At 67.1% G+C, this 21,477-nt stretch carries 31 protein-coding genes; 18 read left to right on the top strand and 13 right to left on the bottom strand.

The window, feature by feature from the left end:
* The first annotated feature begins 27 nt into the window (after positions 1-27).
* The 8 genes from E6N53_RS07195 to E6N53_RS07165 all read left to right on the top strand — a co-directional run bounded on the left by E6N53_RS07195 (position 28) and on the right by E6N53_RS07165 (position 5,960).
* A complete protein-coding gene (locus tag E6N53_RS07195; protein WP_142858050.1) occupies positions 28-435 on the top strand; it encodes a methylated-DNA--[protein]-cysteine S-methyltransferase in 408 nt (135 codons plus the stop codon).
* A gap of 69 nt (positions 436-504) precedes the next feature.
* Positions 505-912: a DUF5518 domain-containing protein gene (locus tag E6N53_RS07190; RefSeq protein WP_142858049.1), complete on the top strand. Its 408-nt coding sequence runs from the start codon at positions 505-507 to the stop codon at positions 910-912.
* A 200-nt stretch (positions 913-1,112) separates the two neighbouring features.
* Positions 1,113-2,183: an aminotransferase class I/II-fold pyridoxal phosphate-dependent enzyme gene (locus tag E6N53_RS07185; RefSeq protein WP_142858047.1), complete on the top strand. Its 1,071-nt coding sequence runs from the start codon at positions 1,113-1,115 to the stop codon at positions 2,181-2,183.
* A 384-nt stretch (positions 2,184-2,567) separates the two neighbouring features.
* The gene (locus tag E6N53_RS07180) at positions 2,568-2,948 is read left to right on the top strand and encodes a translation initiation factor IF-5A (protein ID WP_136589504.1); all 381 of its coding nucleotides are present in this window, start codon (positions 2,568-2,570) and stop codon (positions 2,946-2,948) included.
* Positions 2,949-2,955: 7 nt separating this feature from the next.
* Positions 2,956-3,792 (top strand): agmatinase, encoded by an 837-nt coding sequence (speB, locus tag E6N53_RS07175; protein ID WP_136589505.1) that lies wholly within the window; start codon positions 2,956-2,958, stop codon positions 3,790-3,792.
* A 92-nt stretch (positions 3,793-3,884) separates the two neighbouring features.
* Complete coding sequence (locus E6N53_RS21425) at positions 3,885-4,010, top strand: hypothetical protein (protein WP_268951692.1); 126 nt, start codon at positions 3,885-3,887, stop codon at positions 4,008-4,010.
* Positions 4,011-4,068: 58 nt separating this feature from the next.
* On the top strand, positions 4,069-4,833 hold the full coding sequence (locus E6N53_RS07170) for a Nif3-like dinuclear metal center hexameric protein (RefSeq protein ID WP_136589506.1): 765 nt from the start codon (positions 4,069-4,071) through the stop codon (positions 4,831-4,833).
* 65 nt (positions 4,834-4,898) lie between these two features.
* A complete protein-coding gene (locus E6N53_RS07165; protein ID WP_142858045.1) occupies positions 4,899-5,960 on the top strand; it encodes a deoxyhypusine synthase in 1,062 nt (353 codons plus the stop codon).
* A 6-nt stretch (positions 5,961-5,966) separates the two neighbouring features.
* Here E6N53_RS07165 and E6N53_RS07160 read toward each other — a convergent pair whose 3' ends face one another.
* Both E6N53_RS07160 and E6N53_RS07155 read right to left on the bottom strand, forming a co-directional pair.
* Entirely contained in the window at positions 5,967-6,917 is a 951-nt protein-coding gene (locus E6N53_RS07160; RefSeq protein ID WP_142858043.1) for an ArsA family ATPase, read from the bottom strand.
* Between the two features lie 59 nt (positions 6,918-6,976).
* A complete protein-coding gene (locus E6N53_RS07155; RefSeq protein ID WP_142858041.1) occupies positions 6,977-7,393 on the bottom strand; it encodes a hypothetical protein in 417 nt (138 codons plus the stop codon).
* Between the two features lie 121 nt (positions 7,394-7,514).
* Between E6N53_RS07155 and E6N53_RS07150 the strand changes: the two genes are divergently transcribed.
* The 4 genes from E6N53_RS07150 to E6N53_RS07135 all read left to right on the top strand — a co-directional run bounded on the left by E6N53_RS07150 (position 7,515) and on the right by E6N53_RS07135 (position 9,547).
* A complete protein-coding gene (locus E6N53_RS07150) occupies positions 7,515-7,976 on the top strand; it encodes a universal stress protein (protein WP_136589509.1) in 462 nt (153 codons plus the stop codon).
* Between the two features lie 302 nt (positions 7,977-8,278).
* Positions 8,279-8,782 (top strand): cupin domain-containing protein, encoded by a 504-nt coding sequence (locus E6N53_RS07145; protein WP_142858038.1) that lies wholly within the window; start codon positions 8,279-8,281, stop codon positions 8,780-8,782.
* 193 nt (positions 8,783-8,975) lie between these two features.
* On the top strand, positions 8,976-9,170 hold the full coding sequence (locus E6N53_RS07140) for a cold-shock protein (RefSeq protein WP_136589511.1): 195 nt from the start codon (positions 8,976-8,978) through the stop codon (positions 9,168-9,170).
* A 131-nt stretch (positions 9,171-9,301) separates the two neighbouring features.
* Positions 9,302-9,547: a DUF7861 family protein gene (locus tag E6N53_RS07135; protein WP_142858036.1), complete on the top strand. Its 246-nt coding sequence runs from the start codon at positions 9,302-9,304 to the stop codon at positions 9,545-9,547.
* Between the two features lie 82 nt (positions 9,548-9,629).
* Here the strand turns inward: E6N53_RS07135 and eif1A are convergent, their stop codons facing one another.
* Entirely contained in the window at positions 9,630-9,914 is a 285-nt protein-coding gene (eif1A, locus tag E6N53_RS07130) for a translation initiation factor eIF-1A (protein WP_136589513.1), read from the bottom strand.
* A gap of 116 nt (positions 9,915-10,030) precedes the next feature.
* On the opposite strand from eif1A, the gene E6N53_RS07125 reads away from it, so the two are divergent.
* Positions 10,031-10,876 carry an ion transporter gene (locus E6N53_RS07125; protein ID WP_142858033.1) on the top strand — a complete coding sequence of 282 codons (846 nt, stop codon included), beginning with the start codon at positions 10,031-10,033 and terminating at the stop codon, positions 10,874-10,876.
* A 22-nt stretch (positions 10,877-10,898) separates the two neighbouring features.
* Here E6N53_RS07125 and E6N53_RS07120 read toward each other — a convergent pair whose 3' ends face one another.
* Complete coding sequence (locus tag E6N53_RS07120) at positions 10,899-11,144, bottom strand: hypothetical protein (protein ID WP_142858031.1); 246 nt, start codon at positions 11,142-11,144, stop codon at positions 10,899-10,901.
* 155 nt (positions 11,145-11,299) lie between these two features.
* On the opposite strand from E6N53_RS07120, the gene E6N53_RS07115 reads away from it, so the two are divergent.
* Positions 11,300-11,914 (top strand): translation initiation factor IF-2 subunit beta, encoded by a 615-nt coding sequence (locus E6N53_RS07115; protein WP_136589516.1) that lies wholly within the window; start codon positions 11,300-11,302, stop codon positions 11,912-11,914.
* Between the two features lie 163 nt (positions 11,915-12,077).
* Entirely contained in the window at positions 12,078-13,049 is a 972-nt protein-coding gene (locus E6N53_RS07110) for an aldo/keto reductase (RefSeq protein WP_142858029.1), read from the top strand.
* 7 nt (positions 13,050-13,056) lie between these two features.
* Here the strand turns inward: E6N53_RS07110 and E6N53_RS07105 are convergent, their stop codons facing one another.
* The gene (locus tag E6N53_RS07105) at positions 13,057-13,497 is read right to left on the bottom strand and encodes an acyl-CoA thioesterase (protein ID WP_142858027.1); all 441 of its coding nucleotides are present in this window, start codon (positions 13,495-13,497) and stop codon (positions 13,057-13,059) included.
* An 88-nt stretch (positions 13,498-13,585) separates the two neighbouring features.
* On the opposite strand from E6N53_RS07105, the gene E6N53_RS20665 reads away from it, so the two are divergent.
* Complete coding sequence (locus E6N53_RS20665) at positions 13,586-13,735, top strand: hypothetical protein (RefSeq protein ID WP_161596521.1); 150 nt, start codon at positions 13,586-13,588, stop codon at positions 13,733-13,735.
* A gap of 15 nt (positions 13,736-13,750) precedes the next feature.
* On the opposite strand, the gene E6N53_RS07100 is transcribed toward E6N53_RS20665, so the two are convergent.
* The 7 genes from E6N53_RS07100 to E6N53_RS07070 all read right to left on the bottom strand — a co-directional run bounded on the left by E6N53_RS07100 (position 13,751) and on the right by E6N53_RS07070 (position 17,887).
* Positions 13,751-14,143, bottom strand: a complete 393-nt coding sequence (locus E6N53_RS07100) for a pyridoxamine 5'-phosphate oxidase family protein (protein WP_136600943.1) — start codon at positions 14,141-14,143, stop codon at positions 13,751-13,753.
* A 39-nt stretch (positions 14,144-14,182) separates the two neighbouring features.
* Complete coding sequence (locus tag E6N53_RS07095) at positions 14,183-14,443, bottom strand: hypothetical protein (RefSeq protein ID WP_136589521.1); 261 nt, start codon at positions 14,441-14,443, stop codon at positions 14,183-14,185.
* Positions 14,444-14,603: 160 nt separating this feature from the next.
* Complete coding sequence (msrB, locus tag E6N53_RS07090; protein WP_136589522.1) at positions 14,604-15,017, bottom strand: peptide-methionine (R)-S-oxide reductase MsrB; 414 nt, start codon at positions 15,015-15,017, stop codon at positions 14,604-14,606.
* Between the two features lie 124 nt (positions 15,018-15,141).
* A complete protein-coding gene (locus E6N53_RS07085) occupies positions 15,142-15,558 on the bottom strand; it encodes a DUF8057 family protein (RefSeq protein ID WP_142858495.1) in 417 nt (138 codons plus the stop codon).
* Positions 15,559-15,563: 5 nt separating this feature from the next.
* Positions 15,564-16,268 carry an RAD55 family ATPase gene (locus tag E6N53_RS07080; RefSeq protein WP_136589523.1) on the bottom strand — a complete coding sequence of 235 codons (705 nt, stop codon included), beginning with the start codon at positions 16,266-16,268 and terminating at the stop codon, positions 15,564-15,566.
* A 132-nt stretch (positions 16,269-16,400) separates the two neighbouring features.
* Complete coding sequence (locus E6N53_RS07075) at positions 16,401-17,195, bottom strand: aldo/keto reductase (RefSeq protein WP_142858024.1); 795 nt, start codon at positions 17,193-17,195, stop codon at positions 16,401-16,403.
* Entirely contained in the window at positions 17,192-17,887 is a 696-nt protein-coding gene (locus tag E6N53_RS07070; RefSeq protein WP_142858022.1) for an HAD family hydrolase, read from the bottom strand. Before E6N53_RS07070 ends, E6N53_RS07075 begins: the two co-directional genes overlap by 4 nt.
* A 382-nt stretch (positions 17,888-18,269) precedes the next feature.
* Between E6N53_RS07070 and E6N53_RS07065 the strand changes: the two genes are divergently transcribed.
* Positions 18,270-19,310, top strand: a complete 1,041-nt coding sequence (locus E6N53_RS07065) for an NAD(P)/FAD-dependent oxidoreductase (protein WP_136589526.1) — start codon at positions 18,270-18,272, stop codon at positions 19,308-19,310.
* 88 nt (positions 19,311-19,398) lie between these two features.
* A complete protein-coding gene (locus E6N53_RS07060) occupies positions 19,399-20,172 on the top strand; it encodes a CehA/McbA family metallohydrolase (protein ID WP_136600938.1) in 774 nt (257 codons plus the stop codon).
* 193 nt (positions 20,173-20,365) lie between these two features.
* On the opposite strand, the gene ahbB is transcribed toward E6N53_RS07060, so the two are convergent.
* The gene (gene ahbB / locus E6N53_RS07055; protein WP_142858020.1) at positions 20,366-21,433 is read right to left on the bottom strand and encodes a siroheme decarboxylase subunit beta; all 1,068 of its coding nucleotides are present in this window, start codon (positions 21,431-21,433) and stop codon (positions 20,366-20,368) included.
* Positions 21,434-21,477: the final 44 nt, after the last annotated feature.

The raw sequence follows: 21,477 nt of genomic DNA, 5'->3' as shown, positions 1-21,477 counted from the left end.
TTGTTCGACCGGACCCACCCTTCTCGGATGAGACTCTCGGTGTTCGGCTACGTGTTCGAACTCGACGAGACGCTCGTCGACGTCACACCCGCGGAGCTCCGTCGAGCGGTCGCAGCGTACGAACGCGGAGACAGCCGCGAGTTCGTGTGCGCGGTCGCGTACCCCGAAGGCTTCACCGGCGCGGTGATGCGGGCGATGGCCGAAATCCCGTACGGTGAGACACGGACGTACGGCGAGTTGGCGGACGAACTCGACACCAGTGCTGTCGCCGTCGGCGGCGCGTGCGGACGCAACCCGCTTCCCCTCGTCGTCCCCTGTCACCGGGTCGTCGGTGCGTCGTCGCTCGGGGGGTTCTCTGCGCACGGCGGCGTCGCGGCCAAGCGTCGGCTCCTCGCCCACGAGCGCGGGGGACCGGTCCAGCAGACGCTCGACTGAGCCACCCGAATATCAAACTCGATATTCCGAGTGCGACTATTATGTACCGGTGGCTGCGTACCTGGGCTAATGGCGCGCTGGCACGCGGTCGTCACCGGTCTCCTCGTCGCGTTGACGATGGAGGCGGTCATCTGGCTCATCTCCGGCCGGCTATCGCTCATCGGCGGACTCGTCGGGAGCGCAATCGCCGGCTACGTCGCCAGCGAGGAGGTGACAGACGGCGCGTGGCACGGGCTCCTGACCGCGCTCTCGTGGGGGATCGTCCTGATACCCGCAGGTGTCCTCGTGACGCTCACCCGGACCACTGGCCTGCCGTTCCCGCTGGAGTTCGTGCTGCCGTACACGCGAACGCCCGGCGACGTGACGACGGCCATGCTCCTCTTGGTGACGCTCCCGAACGTCCTCACCGGTGCCGCCGGGAGTCTCGTCCGGGTCAGCCACGGGCCCGCGGCGTGGATGCCCGAAGACTGGGCGTGAAGCGAGAAGGGGCGAACAGGTGGTGTCCGTCCGCACGGAGGACGGTGCACCACGCTCCCGCGAAGCGCCCTCCGGTAGCGCTCAACGCATACGGGTGGTGGGCCCCGGCTTCGTACAAGAACGCTCGGCTCGAAGGATTGCCCGTCTGGCGTCACCGCTCGGGGACCAACAGCTTTCAGCGACCCACGCGAGGCGAACGCATGGACATCGCTCCGTTCGCGCTCGAACGCTGGTTCGCCGAGGTCGAACACGATGCCGACATCATGCTCGCCGAGTCGGGAATCCGGTCGCTCCCCGCGGACCGCTTCGACACCGACCCTGGCGCGCTGGACTACGTCATCCCGACGAACGGCGACCCAGAGCTCAGAGACGAACTCGCGGGACGCTACGACCGGACGGCGGACGAGGTGCTCTGTACCTGCGGGACGCAGGAGGCGAACTTCCTCGCGTTCATCGCGCTCATGGACCGCGACGCCCACGCGGTCTGTGTCACTCCGACCTACCAGTCGCTCCACGAACTCCCGCGGTCGTTCGGCTCGGTGACGACCGTCGACCTGACGCCGCCACGGTGGACACTCGACGTCGACGCTGTCGCGGACGCCATCGAACCGCACACACGGCTCATCGTCCTCAACAACCCGAACAACCCCACTGGCAGATACCACGCCGAGGAGACGGTTCAGGCGCTCTACGACCTCGCAGCCGATGCGGACGCGTATCTGCTCTGTGACGAGGTGTACCGCCAGCTGACGGCCGACCCGCTCCCCCCGGTCGCGTCGATGGGACCACACGGTCTGTCGACGACGTCGCTCACGAAGGCGTACGGTCTCGCTGGGGTCCGGTTCGGCTGGCTCGTGGGAGACCAGGAGGTCGTCGAGCGCGCCTGGCAGTGGAAGGATTACACGACCATCTCGCCGTCGCTCTTCGGCCAGCACGTCGCCCGGCAGGCGCTGGGCCGGCGCGAGCAGGCTATTTTACGAGAGAACCGAGAACTCGTCCGCGACCACCACGACCGCGTCGCCGACTGGGTCGCAGCCCACGGGCTGTCGTGGCACGACCCCGTCGGCGTCAACGGCTTCGTCACGGTGCCCAAGGGGTTCAGAGACGGCGAGGTGTTCTGTCGCGCCGTCGTCGACGAGGCGTCGGTCGTCCTCGCCCCGGGGAACGCGTTCGGGTTCCCGGGCTACTTCCGCATCGGGTTCGGCCTCCCGACGGCAGAGTTGACAGAGGGACTGAGCCGTCTCGACGAGTTCCTCGGCGCGGGTCGGTGACCGCGGACGTCGGCGAGAACAGGAACAGAGACGGGAACGTGTCGTGCGTCGATCACCCCATGACAGACGTCGAGAGGCACAAGCGCACCGCACCCTAAAGCGCAGCCGACGGCGCGGTGTGGGGGTACGGAAAGGGAATGCCATACGGCACCGGTACGTCGGCGCAGGGAGCGTGTGCGCATCAGTCACAACAGCAGCGGAGGGATTAGTTATGACCCGCTTATGTGCCGAGCAGTACTGGTGAGGCCGCATCGCTAGGCGGCGGCGTCCCGAACGGACGCGGAACGAGCGACTTAACGGGGGATTACACGGGGAGTACCTCACCCCGCGTTGTCGCACCGACGTTCCAAACGGTTTATACTGCCGTCCCAAGAACGCACACCTATGGCGAAAGAGCAGAAGCAGGTCCGAGAGCTCCAAGAGGGCAGCTACGTCATGATGGAGGACTCTCCCTGTAAGATCAACGCGTACTCGACCGCCAAGCCGGGTAAGCACGGAAGCGCCAAGGCACGCATCGAAGGGAAGGGCGTCTTCGACAACAAGAAGCGCTCGCTCTCACAACCCGTCGACGCGAAGGTCTGGGTGCCCATCATCGAGCGCAAGGGCGGACAGGTCCTGTCGGTCTCGGACGACGAGATGCAGGTCATGGACCTCGACACCTACGACACGTTCACCATGCGTATCCCCGATGGCATCAGCGCGAGTTCCGACGACGAGATCGAGTTCCTCGAGTACGAGGGACAGCGCAAGATCGTCCGGTCGTAGAGAGTAGATGTTTCCCGGTTCGACGGCCGACCGTGACGACGCGGACTACGTCGTCGTCGGCGCGCCGCTCGACGTCTCGACGACGTTCCAGCCGGGGACGCGGTTCGGTCCCGACCGAATTCGGCGCTTCGCCGAGACCTACGACGATTACGACCACCGAACGGACCAGTTCTTCACCGAGCTCGGCGTCGCCGACGACGGCGACGTCCGGGCGTGGGACGACGCGGAAGCGTATCTCTCGTTTCTCGAAGGCACCCTCCGCGACGTCGTCTGGGACGACGCGGTCCCGCTTCTCCTCGGCGGCGAGCACACGGTGACGTACGCCGGGGTCGCGGCGACGAAGCCGGAGACGTTCGTCTGTCTCGACGCCCACCTCGACCTCAGACCGGAGTACGACGGCAACGAGTGGAGCCACGCCTGTGTCACCCGACACGTCCTCAGTGTCGTCGACGAGGCGGTCATCCTGGGCGCGCGGACGGGGGCGCGAGAGGAGTGGGAGCGGGCGAGAGAGGGGGACGTGACCGTCGTCCCGCCCGAGGAGGTGCGCGAGTGGCTCGCGGCGTTCGACGAGTGCGGGGCGGACGGAGACGAGGTGTACCTCAGCGTCGACATCGACGGCGCGGACCCGAGCGTCGCGCCCGGGACGGGGACGATGGAGCCGTTCGGACTCTCGTCGCGCGAGATGCGCGACGTCGTGCGCGCGGTGGCCCCCTCGTGTGTCGGGTTCGACGTCGTCGAGGTGAACGACCGGGACGACGGTCAGGCCGCCGCGCTGGCCGGCAAACTCCTCCGTGAGTTCGTCTACACACACGCCGCGAGCGACGGCCCGGTCGGAGACGGCTAGCGCCACCGAGAGCCGACCGCTGGAGCGACGGGTCGCGAGGCGACCCCGCCTCGGACACAAGGCCTACACCGATGGCGGCGTTCGTGTCAGTCGTGCGAACATCAACACTGGTCCTCGCAGTCGGCGCACTCCTGTTCGTCCTCCCCGTTCCGGGGACGTTCACCACCGGCGCGCTCGCCTTACTCGGCGGTGGTGTCGCCCGGTGGCTCGGGGTCTGACGGGGCGGGACGGTCCGAGAAGTACAGATACAAACACCTCGACCCCGAGCATCGACGCATGGAACTCAGCGAACTGGTCGCCCGGTACGACGAGACGCTCCGGACGGAGGCCTATGCTGACGTCGACGCGAGCGCCAACGGACTGCAGGTCGATAGCGACGCGCGCGAGGTCGACCACGTCGCCGTCGCCGTCGACGCGGCGGCCGCGACCATCGACGAGGCCGCGACGGCGGGAGCGGACGTCCTCGTCACGCACCACGGGCTCTCGTGGGGGGGTATCGAGCGAGTGACCGGACGAGCGTACGACCGCATCGCCCGTCTCGTGGACGCCGACGTGGCGCTGTACGTCTCACACCTCCCGCTCGACGGGCACCAGCAGTTGGGCAACGCCGCCGGCGTCGCGGAGTTCCTCGACGTGCGGGAACGAGAACCGTTCGCGACGATGGGCGGCGAACCCATCGGCCAACGGGGGACGCTGTCGACACCGAAGTCGGCACAGCGTCTCAAAGAGGAACTCGACGAACTCCCGCAGGGGGCGGGTGAGACACGACTGCTGCCGTTCGGGCCCGAAGAGGCCTCGGAGGTCGCCATCGTGACCGGAAGCGGCGTCGATTTCCTCGACGACGCCCTCGCGGCGGGGGTCGACACGCTCGTCACCGGCGAGGGGAAACAGCAGGTGTACCACCAAGCGCGCGAGTCGGGTGTGAACGTCTTGCTCGCGGGCCACTACGCGACGGAGACGTTCGGCGTCCGCGCGCTCGCGGCGTTAGCAGACGACTGGGGGCTGGAGACCACGTACGTCGAGCATCCGACCGGCCTCTAGGTCACACCGTCGTCGCCGCACGCGGGACCGAGACGTTCAAACACCGGCCCGCCACATCTCAGTCCATGACCGACCACGACGCGCCCGACGAGTCCGACGCGGGCGGGGAGACCAGCCACCGAGAGACGTTCCACGAGGACCCCATCGGCCACACGCAGGTCCGCGCGGGGATGACCGTCGGTGAACTCGTCGACGAGTACGGGAAGGCGGGCATCGGGGCCGCCGGCGTCGAGCGTGCCGTCGACGTCTACGCCGAGATGCTCTCGCCCGACGTGACCAACTTCTTCGGTCTCGCCGGCGCGATGGTGCCGACGGGGATGCGCCAGGTCGTCGTCGACCTCATCCGCGACGGTCACATCGACGCCCTGGTGACGACCGGCGCGAACCTCACACACGACGCCATCGAGGCAGTCGGGGGCAAGCACCACCACGGCAGCGTCGGTCCGCACGACCACCGCGCGGAGGAGCGCACCGACGCCAAAAGCGAGCGCGAACACGACGAGCGCCTGCGCGACGAGGGCGTCGACCGCATCTATAACGTCTACCTCCCACAGGAGCACTTCACGCTGTTCGAGAAACACCTCCGTGCGAACGTCTTCCCCGCGGTGGAGCGGACGGTCACCATCCAGGAGTTCACCCACGAACTCGGTCGAGCGAACCTCGAACAGAACCGCGAACGCGGCGTCGAGGAGGACGCCGGCATCGCCGCGGCGGCGTACGACTGCGACGTGCCCATCTACGTACCCGCCATCCAGGACTCCGTCCTCGGCATCCAGGCGTGGATATACGGCCAGACCTCGGCGTTCGCGCTCGACGCGCTGGGCGACATGACCCACCTCTCGGACCTCGCCTTCGAGGCCGACTCGGCGGGTGCGATGGTCGTCGGGGGCGGCGTTCCGAAGAACTACGTCCTCCAGACGATGCTCACGGTCCCGGACGCCTACGATTACGCCGTGCAGTTGACGATGGACACGAGCGACACCGGGGGACTGTCGGGCGCGACGCTCGACGAGGCGCGGTCGTGGGGGAAACTGGAGAAGTCCGCGCGGAACGTCACCGTCGTCGCCGACGCGACCATCACCCTCCCGCTGGTGGTGGCCGCGGCGCGCGAACGAGCGGGCGAGTGAACGGCCTCAGAGGAACGCGCCGACGCGTTCGAGCGCGTCGAGGCCCTGTGACTCCCCCTCCAGTTCGGGGACGGTCCGAACGGGGAGGTCGAAGCGGGTCTCGACCGCGTCGAGTCGCGCGGCGTGCCGTTCGGCGTCGCGCACGCATCGGTCACAGGAACACCCGTCGCTGTTGTCGAAGACGCGGTTGACCACGAGCGAGTCGACCGTGATGCCCGCCTCGGCGAGTCGCGCGACCAGCCGTTCGGCCTCGGCGATAGCCATCTGCTCGGGGGTGAGGACGACGCGGAACCGGGTTCGGGACGGGTCGCGAAGGAGCGTCCCCACCTCGGCGACCCGCGCTTGCAGCGAGGCAACCTCGTCGCCGTCGGTGCCCGAACCCCAGTACGCCGCCGGCCCGAGGACCATGCTCTTGGCCGCGCGGCCCGCCTTTCTCACCCGCCGCTGGACGTCCCCGGCGACGCCGAGCGTCTCCGCGAGGACGTCGGGGAGGTCGAGGAGGCGGAGCGTGTGTCCGGTCGGGGCCGTGTCGAGGACGACGCAGTCGTAGTCGGCGTCGGCGTACCGGGCGACGTACTCCAGCGCAGCGACCTCGTCACCGCCGGGGATGAGCCCCGCCTCGAACAGCCGTTCGAGGTCGTCGTCGGAGAGGCGGAGGCCGGCGGTGCGGAACTCGTTCGCGAGCGCCTCGACCACCCGACGATAGGCGTCCTGGCCGGTCTCGGGGTCGACCTCGACGGCGAAGAGGTCGTCGGTGACCTCGACGGGGTCGCCGCCGAGGTCGCGCTCGAACGCGTCGCCGAGCGAGTGGGCCGGGTCGGTTGAGACCACGAGCGTCTCGCTTCCCGCCCGGGCCAGCGCGAGCGCGTGCGCGGCCGCACAGGTCGTCTTGCCGACGCCGCCTTTCCCGCCGTACAGGACGACGTCCGTGGGGGGACTCGTCTCCGTGCCGGTCATCGCGCTCACGTAGGTGGTGCCGGTACAAAGCCACCGGGGCGGTGCCGCGTCCACAGCAGTTACTCGTCGGGTTCGAGATACCCCTCGGCCGCAGGGCTGTAGTCGACCACCTCGACGGCACCGAGCGTGAGTGCCTCGGGGTGGTACTGTCCGTCGGGCGAGTGGTAGCCCGCGGCTTCGAGGACGGCCGAGACGACGACCTGGTCGTCGGCTTCGACACCGACGGCGTCGGTCACGCGGTCGACGCGGTGGTCGGGACAGACGAGGTCTTGAATCTCCCACGTGAACCCCTCGTACTCGCGGAGGACGACGCCGACCTCGTCGCCGACGGTGCGGGCGGCGTCGCGCCCCTCGGCAGCACACGCAACACAGTGGACGCTCCGGCGCGAGAGGTCTTGGCGGACGGCGAGGCTCTCGACGACGAGGCCCGTGAGTTCGCGTCTGAGGTCCGCCTCGGTCCGCGGAGGAAGCGCCATCACGGGGTGAGACGAACGCGATGGGCAAATACTGTGTGCCCCGCGGCGGCGTCGGTTCCCACCCGTCGAGAACGGATGACAGCGTTCTTGCCGTCCGACGCCCTCCCGTCGAACGAGACTGATGTACGACGACATCCTGCTGCCGACGGACGGGACCGAGTCGATGGACGACGTCTATCTGCACACGCTCGACCTCGCCCGCCGACACGACGCGACGGTCCACGTGCTCTACGTGGTCGACGACCGCGCCTTCCTGACGCTCGCACCCGACCTCGTCGACGACGTGGTCGACGAACTCGAAGGCGAGGGGAACGAGGCGACGGCCGCCGCAGAGGCACAGCTCGACGCCGACAGGGTGGAGACGAAGGCGGTCCTCCGCCGCGGCGACCCCGCCGAGGAGATCATCGCGTACATCGACGAGGCGGGCATCGACGTCGTCACGATGGGGACCCACGGCGCGAACTACCGACAGAACATGGTCGGCAGCGTCTCGGCCCGCGTCGTCGCCAACGCCCCGGTTCCCGTGTTGACCGTCAACGTCAACGGTGACGGCGACGACGGCGACGACGGCGACGAGGAGTAGCCCGCCCCGAACGTGGCCGACCAGCGCGACGGTGAGCGGACCGACGGGCTGAGTGCGTAGTACAGAAACCCGTTTCTCCCTGGAGACCACAGCATCGACCGGCCGATGACGAGGCATCCGCTCCGAGCCGGGGTGGCACCCGGTCGTGACGAGCCCTATGAGTGCCGAGGCCAGTCGCTCGACACGGTGACTGACGAGTGAGGACCAGCGACCGCGCACCCGTCGTACAGGCCGAGACGCGACGTCTCTGTGCTGACACACCAACATGTGTATAACTCGTCGGGGCGTGACAGCAGGGAACTATGGCAAGCGGTGCCAACGTGAAGCGGATGCCGACGGTGACGACGAGAGACGCAGGCGAGGCGCTGTGGTCGGGCGGGGCGTTGATACTCGTGAAGACCGGTTCGGAACAGACAGACGGCGCGTTCTCACTGGTCGAGCACACGGCCGCACCGCGCTACGAGACGCCGTACCACGTTCACCACCGCGAGGACGAACTGTTCTACGTCCTCGACGGGGCCATCGACCGTCACTACGGCGAGAACGGTGAGGAGACGGTCTCCGCCGGACCCGGTGACACCGTGTTTCTCCCTCGTGACGTCCCGCACGGCTTCCGTGTCGTGAGCGACGACCCGTGCCGGATGTTGATTCAACTCGCGCCAGGAGGCTTCGAGGAGTTCGTCGTCGCGGCCGGCGAGCCAGCGAGTACGATGGAGACGCCGCCACCCGCAGAGCCGGACGTGAACGCGCTGGTCGCGCTCGGTCGGGAGTACGGCCTCGACATCCTCGGCCCGCTTCCGAACTGAGACCCGGAGAAACTGTGGATACGGACAAAGCACCGGGCGAACGTAGCGAGGTCCGCGAAACGCTGTCTGCGAACCGCCGAGGTAGAAATATTAACCGATATTACCGCTATTACAGATATTCGTCCAGTAGATTCGGATATTGGAAAACAAATGCACAGCACTTATCCGTATACCCTGACTGTGTCTATTCGCAATGGCAAACGGTAAGGTCGACTTCTTCAACGACACTGGCGGCTACGGTTTCATTTCGACGGACGACTCTGACGACGACGTGTTCTTCCACATGGAGGACGTTGGCGGCGAGGACCTGACGGAGGGTACTTCGGTCGAATTCAGCATCGAACAGGCCCCCAAAGGCCCGCGCGCGACGAACCTCGTTCGTAACTAACGATACTACCTCACACACGGTCGCCTGACGGCGATATTGTGTTAGGCTACTTTCTTCAGGAGATAAGACGGCGAGCGGTGCGTGCGGCGAGAACCGGTGACGTGAACCCGGAGGGACGCCCCGGTACAGGCGTGGCTCACGACAGAATCCACGCGAAGAAGCCGACGCACGACCTCGACCGGTGGGAGACGGGTGTGATCGAGGACGTCTTCGAGCGCGACGGCCACTGTGTCGTCGTGGTCGACGACGACGACGAGGCGGTCGAACTCCGTGTCACGCTGGCCATCAGAGACCTGTTCGTCCGGCGGCTCGACCTCGCCGAGGGCGACTCGCCGGTCGGCTCGCGAGTGTGGTACCGAAAGCGTGGGGGGAACTGACCGCACTCGGGAACGCGTCGCTCGACAGCGGTGAAAAACACACCCGACCGGGGAAAAGCCGAATCGGAGGGTGCGAAGAGAGTTAGTCGATGTGGCCTTCGCGGCGGAGCTGGTCGGCGTCCTGCCCGGAGTAGCGCCACTCGATGTTGGCCTTCTCGTCCTGCCAGTCCCACGGTTCGACGAGGACGACGTCGCCCTCGTTGATCCAGGTCCGGTACTTCATCCGGCCAGGGATACGGCCCATACGGTTCTTTCCGTCCTCACAGCGCACGCGGACGTGGTTCCCACCGTTGTGTTCTGTGACGACTGCGAACAGCTCGTCGCTGTTCGGCATCCTGAGGTTCTTCCGTTCTACTTCTTCGCTCATTGTAGCTGGTAGGAGTCCCCGACGGTTAAGTCATTGGAGACGCGCGATAGCGTGTGACACGACCGCATCGAAGCCCTGTCCGGAACGCTTAGTCGTCACCGTGCAGTAACCCGTCTATGGACGGACACCGGGGGCACCGAGCGACCCGAACGTACCGCGATACGGTCCGTTTCTACCTCATCGACCACCGAACGACGGTCGGGAAGGGGCTCGACGTCTCGCTACTCGGGTTGAACCTCCTGTTCATCGGACTGTTCGTCGCCGACACCTACCCGCTCAGCGCGGCGCAGGAGGCGGCCCTCTGGACGGCCGAAGTCGTCATCGCCACCGTGTTCTTCCTCGAATACCTGCTCCGGGTCTACGGCGCACGGAGCCGGGTTGCGGAGCTCACGAACCCGTACACCATCGTCGACCTGCTCTCCATCCTCCCGACGTTCGCCGTCCTCGCGGGGCCAGCGCTCCCGATGTGGGCGGCAGGGCTCGGGGCCCTGCGCCTGCTCCGTGTCGTTCGCGTCCTCCGGTTCTTCCGCTTTACACGCGACGAAGAGTTCTTCTTCGGGACCGTCAGCCTCGAGACGCTCCGGGTGATGAAGCTGCTCATGACCGTGGTCGCCATCTTCTTCGTCTCCGCGGGCCTGTTCTACGAGTTCGAACACGGCGTCAACGACCGCGTGGAGACGTTCGGCGACGCCTTCTACTTCACCGTCGTCACGCTCACGACGGTCGGGTTCGGCGACATCACGCCGGCGACCCAGGCCGGTCGGTTCGTGACTATCGCGGCCATCCTCGCCGGAATCATCCTCATCCCGTGGCAGGCCTCGAAGATCGTTCGCGAGTGGACCCACCGCGACAAGCGGAACGTCACCTGTCCGAACTGCGGGCTGGAGTACCACGACTCCGACGCCTCACACTGTAAGGCCTGCGGACACGTCATCTACCAGGAGCACGACTCTCGGGAGTGAGTCCCACAGCGGGTCGACCGTGTCACTCGAAGACGACGTCGGCCGCGACGAAGACGAGGCTGCCGACGACGACGGACGCGAGGAGCGCAGCCGCGGACGGGGTGAGCGGGCTGGCGGCGACGACGAACGCGCCGCCGACGCTGGCGACGAGGAGCACGAGCGTGGCGACCGTACAGACCGACCAGACGACGGTCTCGACGCGGCGGAGCGTCTCACAGAGCGAGCGGTCGGTGGGGACGCTGATGGGGACGGAGACTGGCAGTGCCATAGCGCTTACTCACGCGTGTGCCACATCCGCTTGTCGGTCAGGCTGTCGTGCCAGGGCTGCCGTCGCCGTCGGCGAGCGGACCCAGTGCCGGAGCGAGCAACGGCGGTGAATCCTCGATTGCCAACGCCTATCTGTCTCCGGCGTCTTCTGACCCTATGGATTACGAGTCTTCTCTCGACCGCGCAATCGACTCGCTCCCGGAGCGAACAGGAAGCGAAGACAGTCGCCTTCGAGTACCCGACCCCGCCGGAGAGACTGACGGCGCGTTCACCCGGCTGACCAACCTCGGCGCCATCGCCGACGCGCTGTCGCGCGACCCCGAACACCTCCACCGCGCCATCCAGCGCGAACTGGGGACGGCGGGGCAGTTCGACGGCGACCGCGCCCGCTACAACGGGTCGTTCACGGTGGCCGACTTCGACGCCGTCATCGAGAGCTACATCGAGGAGTTCGTCCTCTGTAGCGAGTGTGGGCTGCCGGACACGCGTCTCACCACCGAGGACGGCGTTGACATGCTCCGCTGTACGGCGTGTGGGGCGTTCCGCCCCGTCCAGAAGCAGAAGAAACAGACGAGCACGCGCGCGTCGCCGAACGCGCTCGAAGAGGGCAAGACCTACGAGGTCGAAATCACCGGGACGGGCCGGAAGGGTGACGGCGTCGCCGAACGGGGCAAGTACACCATCTTCGTCCCCGGCGCACGCGAGGGAGAGACCGTCACGGCGAAGATCGAGAACATCAGCGGCTCGCTGGCGTTCGCGCGCAAAGTGTAGACTCGGTACGCGGCAGTTCGGCCGTTCGGCCGTTCGACGATTCGTCTCCGATGTTCTGAACGACTCACTCGCGTGAGCGGCGTCGCCAGCGCGGAGACAGCGCGCCCGCTGGCGCGAAGACAGCGCGCCGTAGCTTTATCCGGGCGTTCGACGAAGCCGGCGTATGGAGTACACCACGTTCGGGTCGACCGGGATGACCGTCTCGCGCATCTGTCTCGGCTGTATGAGCTTCGGGACGAACTGGGACGAGTGGACGCTGGACCGCGAGGAGAGCCACGAGGTCATCGAGCGGGCGATCGACCTCGGCATCAACTTCTTCGACACGGCGAACGTCTACTCGTACGGCGAAAGCGAGGAGATTCTGGGCGAAGTCCTGAGCGAGTACGACCGCGACGAGATGGTGGTCGCCACCAAGGGGTACGCGCAGATGCGCGAGGGCGACCCGAACTCGGGCGGACTGTCGCGGAAGGCGCTGGAGCAAGAACTCGACGCCTCGCTCTCCCGACTGGACATGGACACCGTCGACCTCTACCAGATTCACCGCTGGGATTACGACACGCCCATCGAGACGACACTGCGGGCGCTCGACGACGCGGTTCGGCGAGGGAAGACCCGCCACGTCGGGGCCTCGTCGATGTGGGCCCACCAGTTCGCCGAGGCGCTCCACCTCGCAGACAGCGAGGGCCTCGAACGGTTCGTCTCGATGCAGAACCTCTACAACCTCGCCTACCGCGAGGAGGAGCGCGAGATGCTCCCGCTCTGTGCGAACGAGGACGTCGCCGTGATGCCGTGGTCGCCGCTCGCCGCGGGGTATCTCACCCGCCCGCACGAGCAGTTCGAGTCGACGACCAGAGGCGAACACGAGGCAGAGCTCGGCCGGCCGTACAAGAAGGGCGGCGGCGTCGAAGTGAACGAGCGGGTGGAGGAACTCGCCGAGGAGAAGGGCGTGAAGATGGCACAGCTCTCCCTGTCGTGGCTGTTCCACAAGGAGTGGGTCACCACCCCGATTCTGGGAACGTCGAGCGTCGACCACCTCGAAGACGCGGTCGAGGCGCTCGACGTCTCCCTCTCCGAGTCGGACATCGAGTGGCTGGAGGAGCCGTACCGGCCGGTTCCCGTCTCCGGACACGAGTAGCGACAACTCACTCCCCGTGTGCCGTGACTCCCTCCTCGCATAGCTCTCGGTCGCGGTCGGTTTCGAGGGTGAGTTCCGGCACACCCACGGGGGTTCCATCGATGTCGACGGCGACGAACGTGAACGTGGAGTCGCTGGTGCGCTCTGAGTCGCCGGTACGGGGGTCCTCGCGGTCGACGCGGATGCGAACCTTCACGCTCGTCCGCCCCGCGTCGTACACCCACGCCTCAACGACGGCGATGTCTCCTCGAGGGATGGGCCTTCGAAAATCGAGGCTCTCGACGCGCGCGGTGACGCAGGTCTCACCGGCGAAGCGCATGGCGCTCATCGCGCCGATTTCGTCCATCAGATGCATGACGATGCCGCCGTGGGCGGTGTCGTAGTTGTTGGTCTGGTTCGGCTGGATGCGCTCGCGGTTCTGGATGTAGGTGTCCGAAGGCGTCGGCATAGACGAAGGCGAGCGCGCGGCCGCTTACACCTGTCGGGCGGGTCGCTCGTCGCGAAGACGGGTGAGACGCCGCGGGACGGAGGCGCGGATGCTCCGCGTCCTCGCACAGTACACCTCCCTGACGGCCCCTGCGGTCGTGGCTGCCGGGCCGGACCGCCTCGTCCTCGAACACGTCCACCGCTTCGGCGGACGCTATCGGGCGCGACTCGACGACGCGCTGACGCGGCTGGGATACTGACCGGTGTCGGGCGGGTCAGTCGTACGTCCGGGACGATGCGGTGCCGACGCTGACGCGGACGAGGCGGTTCTCCGACCAGGCGTCCTCGCTGGCCCCGTACTTCGCGTTGATTCGGCGCGTCGCCTCCCGGGTCGCGGCCTCGTCGTCGACCACCTCGGCGGTGCCGAGGAGCGAGACCATCCACCGTGCGTGTCCGCCCTCGTCCTTCTGGACCGAGAGCGCGACGCGGGGGTTCGCCCGGACGTTCGCCAGCTTTCGCCCGGTGGTGACGAGTTCGACGCGGTCCGCACGTCCATCGTACACGTACCAGACGGGGGCGACGTGCGGGCGACCCTCGCGGCAGGTCGCGAGATGTGCCATCAGCGGTTCGCTCGTGAGCAGACGTTCGACCTCCGCGGGAACGGTCATACCCGTGAGAGGAGTGGAGGCCACAAGAACGTCTGCCGGTCAGAGCCGCAAGAACAGCACGAGCAAGCCGAGCGTCGTCGCGGAGGCGGAGACGACGAGGAGGCCGGCGGCGACCACGAGCGTGCTCACGGGGACGACGAGTGTCGACCCGGAGACCATCCCCATGACCGACGCCTGCGCGGCGAGTTGCTGGATCGGATAGAGGACCGCCAAGACGAGCGACGTGATGCCGACGAGGAGCAGGGCGAGCGCTGGAACGGGGTCGCTCGAGGAACCGGAGTGTGAGAACGTCCTGCTCATTCCCTCGTCGCTACGTTCGCTTTAGATATAACTTTTCCTGATATACATATTATATTGAATGTGTCCCGTGTCGAGCGGGACTGTTCGTCTGCTGGCCTCGCTTCGGGACCGCTGAGGACAGCGGACGCCGTCGACGGGCCGGTGCGCCGAAGCGTCCGACTCAGGACCGGTCGGGTTCGAAGTCGAGCGCGGCGGAGTTGATACAGTAGCGCTTGCCGGTCGGGTCGGGACCGTCCTCGAAGACGTGGCCGAGGTGGCCGTCGCAGGTCGCACACAACACTTCGATGCGGCGCATCCCGTGGCTGGTGTCGACCCGCGTCTCGACGTTGCCCGAGAGGACGTCGTAGAAACTCGGCCACCCGCTGTTCGAGTCGTACTTCGTGTCGGAGTCGAACAGAGGCGTGCCGCATCCGGCGCAAACGTACGTTCCGTCGTCGGACTTCCCGAGGAACTCCCCACTGAATTTCGGCTCGGTCCCGTGCTCGCGGAGGATGCGGTACGCTTCGGGCGAGAGGCGTTCGCGCCACTCGTCCTCGGAGTCCGGAAGGTCGCTGTCCGTGGTCGACGAGTCCATACGGGAAGGAGGGGGCGGAGACCCATGAGCGTTTGGCGTGGTCGAGCGATCGAGTCACGTCACAGGCGGGATGGCCAGCGCGTATCCGCTGTATGCGCGTCCGGACGCCGCGCGCGACAGTCGACTAGGAGTCGCGCTGGAGTAGCTTCGGAAGGCGAACGCGTTCGAGTTCGTCGACGTCGCGTTCGAGCAGTTCCGCGCGCGTGACGGCCTCGGGGACGCTGCCTTTCGGCGTGCGCTCGTCGACGTCCTCGCGCGACGACGGTGGGGGTGTCGCGCCCTCACGCTCGACGAGCGCGTCCCACACCGCACGGTGCTCGTCGAACTCGCGACGGTTGGTCTTCGCGCGCTGTTGGCCCTCCTTGAACGAGAGTTCGAGGACGCTCCGCTGGTACGCGGTCGACGCCTGCCGAATGATTCGGGTGTACTCGTCCGGGTGTCGCTCGTCGAGCATCGCGGCGACGCCGAGGGCGTACATCCGCTTGAGCGCCTCCTCCTCGGAGAGGCGCTGCCAGTCGAACCCGAACGCCTCCTCGTACATAGTGCTCACGTCTCGACCGTGGTCGAGGGGTCGACCACGAGTCCACCGTCGGTGAACTCGACGGAGCGGATGTCACAGTCGATGTCCGTCCCTCGCATCTTGATGACCTGAACGCCGCGGGTCATCCCACCGGCTTCCAGGTAGTTGTGGAAGAACACCACCCCGTGCGCGAGGTAGTGCTCGTCGGAGTACGACGACGGGTCCGTCATCTCCGAGATGAGGAGCGTCGTCGCGTCGCCTTGCTTCAGCGCGGTGAGGAATCGGGTCATCTCCTCTGAGCCGTTGGCGAAGAAGAGTCGGAGCAGCATCGTCGAGTCGATGATGAGGCGGTCGACGTTTCGCGAGTTGACGAACGCGACGATCTTGTCGGTGAGCGATTTGACGCTGGAGGAGCCCCCGCTCTGGGAGAACTGGTTGAGCACGTGCTTGCCCTTCGGGCTCACCAGGTTGAGGAAGCGGAAGTTGTCCGAGTCGGTGAGCGTCTCGAAGCCGAAGGAGTACCCCGACATGTCGTTCACCAGTTCCTCGCGCGTCTCGTGCATCGTGATGTACATACACTGTTCACCGTTGCGTAGCCCCTCGGCCACGAACTGGGCCGTGAACGTCGTCTTGCCGCTCCCGGGCGGTCCGCTCAGCACGTACAGCCGTTCAGGAAGGAACCCTCCCCCGACGAGGTCGTCGAACCCACTCACGCCACTCCGGATTCTCATACGACGACCGACACGACAGCCGGTCATAACGGTTTTCCACCGGATATCAGCTTCGATAACAGCGAGTGACGGAAGAATCGACAGACTCAGCGCAGTCGCGGTCGCGTACGGGGGTCTGGATAAACGAACTGATTACTCCGGGTACAGTTCCACCTCGGCCTCGATCGCGTCGATGCGTGCCACCTCACGGTCGTCGAGCGCGAGGTCGGCGGCGGCGAGGTTCGCGCGGAGGTGTTCGGGTGAGGAGGCCTTCGGGATGACCGCGAGCCCCTTCGCACGGAGCCACGCGATGCTCACGGCCGCCGGGGAGACGCCGCGGGCGTCGGCCACCGCGGTGACGGGGTCGAGGTCGAACACCCGACCGCCGGCGAGCGGCGAGTAGGCGACGACCGCGTAGCCGTGTTCGCGGGCGTCCTCGAGGAGTGCGGGGCGGCGAAACAGGGGGTGGTACTCCGTCTGGTGAGCGGCGATGGGCGCGTCGAGGTGGTCGCGGGCCTCGTCGAGCTGGTCGACGGTGAAGTTGCTCACGCCGACGTGGTCGACGAGGCCGTCGTCGCAGAGCGCGTCGAAGCGCGGAAGCGTCGTCTCGGGGTCGTACGGGCCGCGGGGGCGGTGGAGGTAGAGGAGGTCGATGGTGTCGACGCCGAGTCGCTCGCGTGAGGTCTCGACCGAGTCGCGGAACCGCTCGGACGAGAGGTTGTCGACCCACACCTTCGTCGCCACCAGCACCTCGTCGCGGTCGACGAGGCCCCGGGCGAGCGCGTCACGCAGCCCCTCGCCGACGACGGCCTCGTTCTCGTATATCTGGGCTGTATCGAGGTGGCGGTAGCCGAGGTCGAGCGCCGTCGTGACGGTCTCGACACCGGCGTCCCCATCGAGGCCCATCGTGCCGAGGCCGAGCGACGGAATCAGGTTTGCAGGGTTCATCGGGCCGTCTCCGAGCGAACGGGCACCCGGTCGAGTGCGAGCAGTTCATCGAGCGTCTCGACCTCGTACGTCGGCGGGAGCTCGACGGTGTGGTCTCGTCGGTGCGGTCGGCGGACGAACGCGGTGTCACAGCCGGCGCGGTCACCGGCGACCACGTCGACCCAGGTGTCGCCGACGAACAGCGTCCGGTCGGCGTCGACGGCCAGGCTCTCCAGCGCGCGCTCGACGTAGTGGGTGGCGGGCTTCTTCAACGCGAGACTCTCCGGCGTGGGCTCCCTGCCGTGGACGGTCCCGAACCACGAGTCGATGGCGAAGTGGTCGAAGAGGAAATCGAGCGTCGCCTGCTGGTTCGAACTCACCACGCCCAGCGGCAGGTCGATTGCCTCGACGGCGTCGATATCGTCGTAGAGACGTTTCTCGCCCCGGTGGACGGCGTCGATCTGTGCCCGCGAGGACGTCTCGTCGCGAAGCCGCCAGAACGCCTCCGGTGAGAGGTCGTAGCGGTCACACACGGCGGCGAGGTCGTCGGGCGAGACGCCGACGGTCACCCGGTCGACGTCCTCGGGAGCGGGGTCGACGTCGAAGGCGGCGAACGTCTCGGCGGCCGCCGTTCGCAGAATCGCGCGGTCGACGAGCGTCGTCAGGACGCCGTCGTTGTCGAACACCACCGCGTCGTAGGTGTCGTCAGTCACGTCTTAGCAGGGGAGACGACGGGTAAAGAGCGTGCCGGGCGACGAGGAAGCGAAGAGCAGACGACGGCGTTCGAGGAGGACGTGACAGCACGCTCGGGCCGAGGCGTGTGGGTACAGGTCGGTCCAGTGGAGGCGACACGGGGGTAGCACAGCCGCCAGGTGGTGAAGCTCCCACCACTGGTCGAGTCCCTCACATCCCCGTGTCGCTCGGCTGTTCGCTCGTGTCTCGTGCGTGTGACCACTGACGGAGCCGCAGGCCGCCACGTGTCACTGCACCGCCAGCGCCGACAGAACACCACGCGAACACGGACCACGTCGCGCTCACGAGGCAAAGGAATCGGTAGCCACGACACATTTCACCACCCCTTCCTAAGGCCCGTGTATGACCTCTCTGTGCATCGTCGGCGCGGGCGCCGCCGGGGCCGGCGCAGCCGACGCGCTCTCGGACACCGACATCGACGTGACCGTCCTCGAGAAGTCCCGCGGCGTCTGCGGGCGCGCGGCCACGCGGCGCAAGGACGGCTGCCGCTACGACCACGGTGCCAACTACGTCAAGGACCCCGACGACAGGACCACCGCGTTCGTCCGCGACCTCGGCGAGGACGGCCTCATCGACATCACCGAGCCGGTCTGGACCTTCGATTCGAGCGGGAGACTCAGCGAGGGTGACTCACGCGACGACCACAAGTTCAACTGGACGGAGGGGATGACACAGCTCGCGAAGCGGCTCTTCGCCCGGGCCGACGCCGAGGTGAAGAACGCGACGCGGGTCGCTGCCATCGACCGCGAGGGCGAGCGCTGGTCCGTCGTCGACACCGACGGGAACGGCCACGGACCGTTCGACGCGCTGTTACTCACCCCGCCAGCCCCGCAGACGGCGGCGCTCCTCGCCGATACCCGGTGGGACGACGGACGACTCCCCCGTCTCCGGGAGGCCGTCGGGGCGGTCCAGTACCGGACGATCCGAACCTACGTGCTCCACTACCCCTTCGAGCAGGACCGACCGTGGTACGGGCTCGTCAACGTGGACAAAGCGCACGACATCGGCTGGGTCTCCCGAGAGGAGTGCAAGGCGGGACACGTCCCCGATGGCGAGTCGCTCCTCGTGGTGCAGATGTCACCCGCGTGGTCGACAGCGCACTACGACGACCCTCTCGACGAGTCCGTCGACGTCGTCGCGGAGAAGGTGGCGACACTGCTCGACGACCCCGCGCTCTCGACGCCGGACTGGTACGACGACCAGGGCTGGCGCTACGCCCTGCCCGACGAGGGCGTCTCCGACGTCGTCCACGAAGCCGAGGACGACGGACTGTTCTTCGCGGGTGACTGGGTCGCGGGCGCGGCGCGGGTCCACGCCGCGCTGTGGAACGGCATCGAGCAGGGCGAACGAATCGGCGAACACCTCGCGGCGTCCCGGCTGTAACCCGTCGGCCGAGTGGACCGGCGAGGCGAAAACAGGGCGAACACGCGTCAGACAGGAGGCTTATGACAGTGCGGGCCAACTATTACACGTGTCACTTACCGTCCGAATCGACCCGCACGTCCACTCCGAGGCCTCGTACGACGGGCACGACCCCGTCGACCTCATCCTCGAGCACGCGGCGGACATCGATCTGGACGCGGTCGTCATCACCGACCACGACGTCATCCACGCGTCGCGCGAAGCGGCCGAACGGGCGGCCGAGTACGGGCTGGTGGGCATTCCGGGCGTCGAGGTCTCGACGAAACACGGACATCTCCTCGCACTCGGGGTCGACGAGCTTCCCCCCCGCCGGCGACCGCTCGACGAGACGGTCGAGTGGGTCCGCGCGCACGGCGGCGTCGCCATCGTCCCGCACCCCTTCCAGCGCTCTAGACACGGCGTCCGCAAGCGTCACTTCACCGACGCCGACGCCGTCGAGGTGTACAACTCATGGCTCTTCACCGGCTACAAGAACCGACGCGCCCGGCGCTTCGCCGACAAGCAGGGTTACCCCCGCGTCGCCGGGAGCGACGCCCATCACGTCGGGTTCGTCGGGCGGGCGTACACGGAAATCGGCCTCGACGGTCTGACGCGCGAGGAACTCACCGCCGACCACATCCTCGACGCCATCAAGAACGGCGCGACGCGCGTCGAGGGACGGCGGACGCCCGTCCGCGTCAGCACCAAACACTACACCATCGCCGCCGGACGAAAGAGCGGCTACTACGCCAAGCGCGGCGCACTCGCAGGCGGTCGAACCGCCGCGCGGGGCGCACTCTCTGCTGCGCGCCTCCTCTACCGACTGTCGCCGCTCTCACGGTGAACGGCGTCGTCTCAGGCGAACGATGTGTACTCTGACGTCGCGACACCGAGCACCGACCGGTCAGCGAGACGTCGACACCGGACGAGGGTTTATCACTGAAGCCGCGGCCACCGACCCTGTGCGGTGAGGAACGCCGCGACACGGACAGCGAGAGTGACACACGACGTGTCGCGCGGCGAGCAGTGTGTCCAGTTCAGCTATCGACGTCGCCGTCCGCAGCTTCCGCGGACGCCACCAGTTCGTCGTACCGCGCTCCCGTCTGCTTCAGCGTCTCCGTCGAGTAGAGCCGCTCGTGGGTGAAAGGGAGGTGGTCGGCGGCGAGTTCGTCGATTTTCTCGTCCACGGCGTCGGGCTCACGCCCGTGGATCATCGTGAAGAGGTTGTACGACCAGTCCTGCTCGGGGCGGCGAGGACGGTGGTAACAGAGCGTCACGTAGGGGAGACTCCCGACAGCGGTTCCGTGGTCGTCGAGCTGCTCGTCCGGGACGTCCCAGACCACCATGCAGTTGGCGTCGAAGCCGGTGACGATGTGGTTGACGACGCAGCCGATGCGCTTGATGCAGCCGTCGTCGAGGAGCCGTTCGACGGCGGCGATGACTTCGCCGACCGGCGCGTCGACGGCCTCGGCGACGTCGCGGTAGGGGGTGTTCGAGAGCGGGAACCCGTCCTGAATCTCGACGAGGAGCGCCGCCTCCAGCGGCGTGAGGTTCCCGGTGGCGTCCTCGGAGATTCGAGTCGCAGAGACTGCGGTCTCGGTCAGCGATTCGCGGGCGAAACGGTCCTCGTTCACCACGGGGAACTCGAGGTCGATGTAGTAGTCGGTGAGCATCGGGAGGACGAGCACCGCACACCCCGTTCGCGCTTCGATCTCGGCGAGGATGTCGTCACGTTTCTCTCGCGAGCCGGCAGTGACGACGAACCACATGTTCCACGGGTGGTCCCGCCGGTAGTTGTGGTTCACCTGCCGGTACTCGTTGACGACGTCGGCGACATCGTCGAACCGGTCGTCGGGAGCCTGGACGGCTGCGAGCGTCGACGACCCGATGACGGGCGGGTTGAGCACGGCACCGAACCGGCGGAACACGCCGCGTTCTCGGAGGGTTCGGACGCGTTCGAGTGCGTCGTCCTCGGTCACGCCGAGGGCGTTCCCGACGGCCTGGAACGGCCGTTCCTCGATGGGAAACCCGCTCTGGTACTCGTCGATAAGCGTCGCGTCGACCTCGTCGAGGCCCGCACGCCAGTCGTCGTCCAGTGCGCTCATTGTTCGAGCTTAGGAGGCGGGAAGCCTATCGCTTTCGCTCCGTG

The organism is Salinigranum halophilum, assembly GCF_007004735.1.
GTDB classification, from domain to species: Archaea; Halobacteriota; Halobacteria; order Halobacteriales; family Haloferacaceae; genus Salinigranum; species Salinigranum halophilum.
This window is presented reverse-complemented; position numbering and strand designations above follow the sequence as displayed.

What these genes read in the sequence shown, in the direction of transcription:
- E6N53_RS07195 (WP_142858050.1), top strand. Translation starts at nt 28, where the DNA reads ATGAGACTCTCGGTGTTCGGCTACGTGTTCGAACTCGACGAGACGCTC.
- E6N53_RS07190 (WP_142858049.1), top strand. Translation starts at nt 505, where the DNA reads ATGGCGCGCTGGCACGCGGTCGTCACCGGTCTCCTCGTCGCGTTGACG.
- E6N53_RS07185 (WP_142858047.1), top strand. Translation starts at nt 1,113, where the DNA reads ATGGACATCGCTCCGTTCGCGCTCGAACGCTGGTTCGCCGAGGTCGAA.
- E6N53_RS07180 (WP_136589504.1), top strand. Translation starts at nt 2,568, where the DNA reads ATGGCGAAAGAGCAGAAGCAGGTCCGAGAGCTCCAAGAGGGCAGCTAC.
- speB (WP_136589505.1), top strand. Translation starts at nt 2,956, where the DNA reads ATGTTTCCCGGTTCGACGGCCGACCGTGACGACGCGGACTACGTCGTC.
- E6N53_RS07170 (WP_136589506.1), top strand. Translation starts at nt 4,069, where the DNA reads ATGGAACTCAGCGAACTGGTCGCCCGGTACGACGAGACGCTCCGGACG.
- E6N53_RS07165 (WP_142858045.1), top strand. Translation starts at nt 4,899, where the DNA reads ATGACCGACCACGACGCGCCCGACGAGTCCGACGCGGGCGGGGAGACC.
- E6N53_RS07160 (WP_142858043.1), bottom strand. Translation starts at nt 6,917, where the DNA reads ATGACCGGCACGGAGACGAGTCCCCCCACGGACGTCGTCCTGTACGGC.
- E6N53_RS07155 (WP_142858041.1), bottom strand. Translation starts at nt 7,393, where the DNA reads ATGGCGCTTCCTCCGCGGACCGAGGCGGACCTCAGACGCGAACTCACG.
- E6N53_RS07150 (WP_136589509.1), top strand. Translation starts at nt 7,515, where the DNA reads ATGTACGACGACATCCTGCTGCCGACGGACGGGACCGAGTCGATGGAC.
- E6N53_RS07145 (WP_142858038.1), top strand. Translation starts at nt 8,279, where the DNA reads ATGGCAAGCGGTGCCAACGTGAAGCGGATGCCGACGGTGACGACGAGA.
- E6N53_RS07140 (WP_136589511.1), top strand. Translation starts at nt 8,976, where the DNA reads ATGGCAAACGGTAAGGTCGACTTCTTCAACGACACTGGCGGCTACGGT.
- eif1A (WP_136589513.1), bottom strand. Translation starts at nt 9,914, where the DNA reads ATGAGCGAAGAAGTAGAACGGAAGAACCTCAGGATGCCGAACAGCGAC.
- E6N53_RS07125 (WP_142858033.1), top strand. Translation starts at nt 10,031, where the DNA reads ATGGACGGACACCGGGGGCACCGAGCGACCCGAACGTACCGCGATACG.
- E6N53_RS07120 (WP_142858031.1), bottom strand. Translation starts at nt 11,144, where the DNA reads ATGGCACTGCCAGTCTCCGTCCCCATCAGCGTCCCCACCGACCGCTCG.
- E6N53_RS07115 (WP_136589516.1), top strand. Translation starts at nt 11,300, where the DNA reads ATGGATTACGAGTCTTCTCTCGACCGCGCAATCGACTCGCTCCCGGAG.
- E6N53_RS07110 (WP_142858029.1), top strand. Translation starts at nt 12,078, where the DNA reads ATGGAGTACACCACGTTCGGGTCGACCGGGATGACCGTCTCGCGCATC.
- E6N53_RS07105 (WP_142858027.1), bottom strand. Translation starts at nt 13,497, where the DNA reads ATGCCGACGCCTTCGGACACCTACATCCAGAACCGCGAGCGCATCCAG.
- E6N53_RS20665 (WP_161596521.1), top strand. Translation starts at nt 13,586, where the DNA reads ATGCTCCGCGTCCTCGCACAGTACACCTCCCTGACGGCCCCTGCGGTC.
- E6N53_RS07100 (WP_136600943.1), bottom strand. Translation starts at nt 14,143, where the DNA reads ATGACCGTTCCCGCGGAGGTCGAACGTCTGCTCACGAGCGAACCGCTG.
- E6N53_RS07095 (WP_136589521.1), bottom strand. Translation starts at nt 14,443, where the DNA reads ATGAGCAGGACGTTCTCACACTCCGGTTCCTCGAGCGACCCCGTTCCA.
- msrB (WP_136589522.1), bottom strand. Translation starts at nt 15,017, where the DNA reads ATGGACTCGTCGACCACGGACAGCGACCTTCCGGACTCCGAGGACGAG.
- E6N53_RS07085 (WP_142858495.1), bottom strand. Translation starts at nt 15,558, where the DNA reads ATGTACGAGGAGGCGTTCGGGTTCGACTGGCAGCGCCTCTCCGAGGAG.
- E6N53_RS07080 (WP_136589523.1), bottom strand. Translation starts at nt 16,268, where the DNA reads ATGAGAATCCGGAGTGGCGTGAGTGGGTTCGACGACCTCGTCGGGGGA.
- E6N53_RS07075 (WP_142858024.1), bottom strand. Translation starts at nt 17,195, where the DNA reads ATGAACCCTGCAAACCTGATTCCGTCGCTCGGCCTCGGCACGATGGGC.
- E6N53_RS07065 (WP_136589526.1), top strand. Translation starts at nt 18,270, where the DNA reads ATGACCTCTCTGTGCATCGTCGGCGCGGGCGCCGCCGGGGCCGGCGCA.
- ahbB (WP_142858020.1), bottom strand. Translation starts at nt 21,433, where the DNA reads ATGAGCGCACTGGACGACGACTGGCGTGCGGGCCTCGACGAGGTCGAC.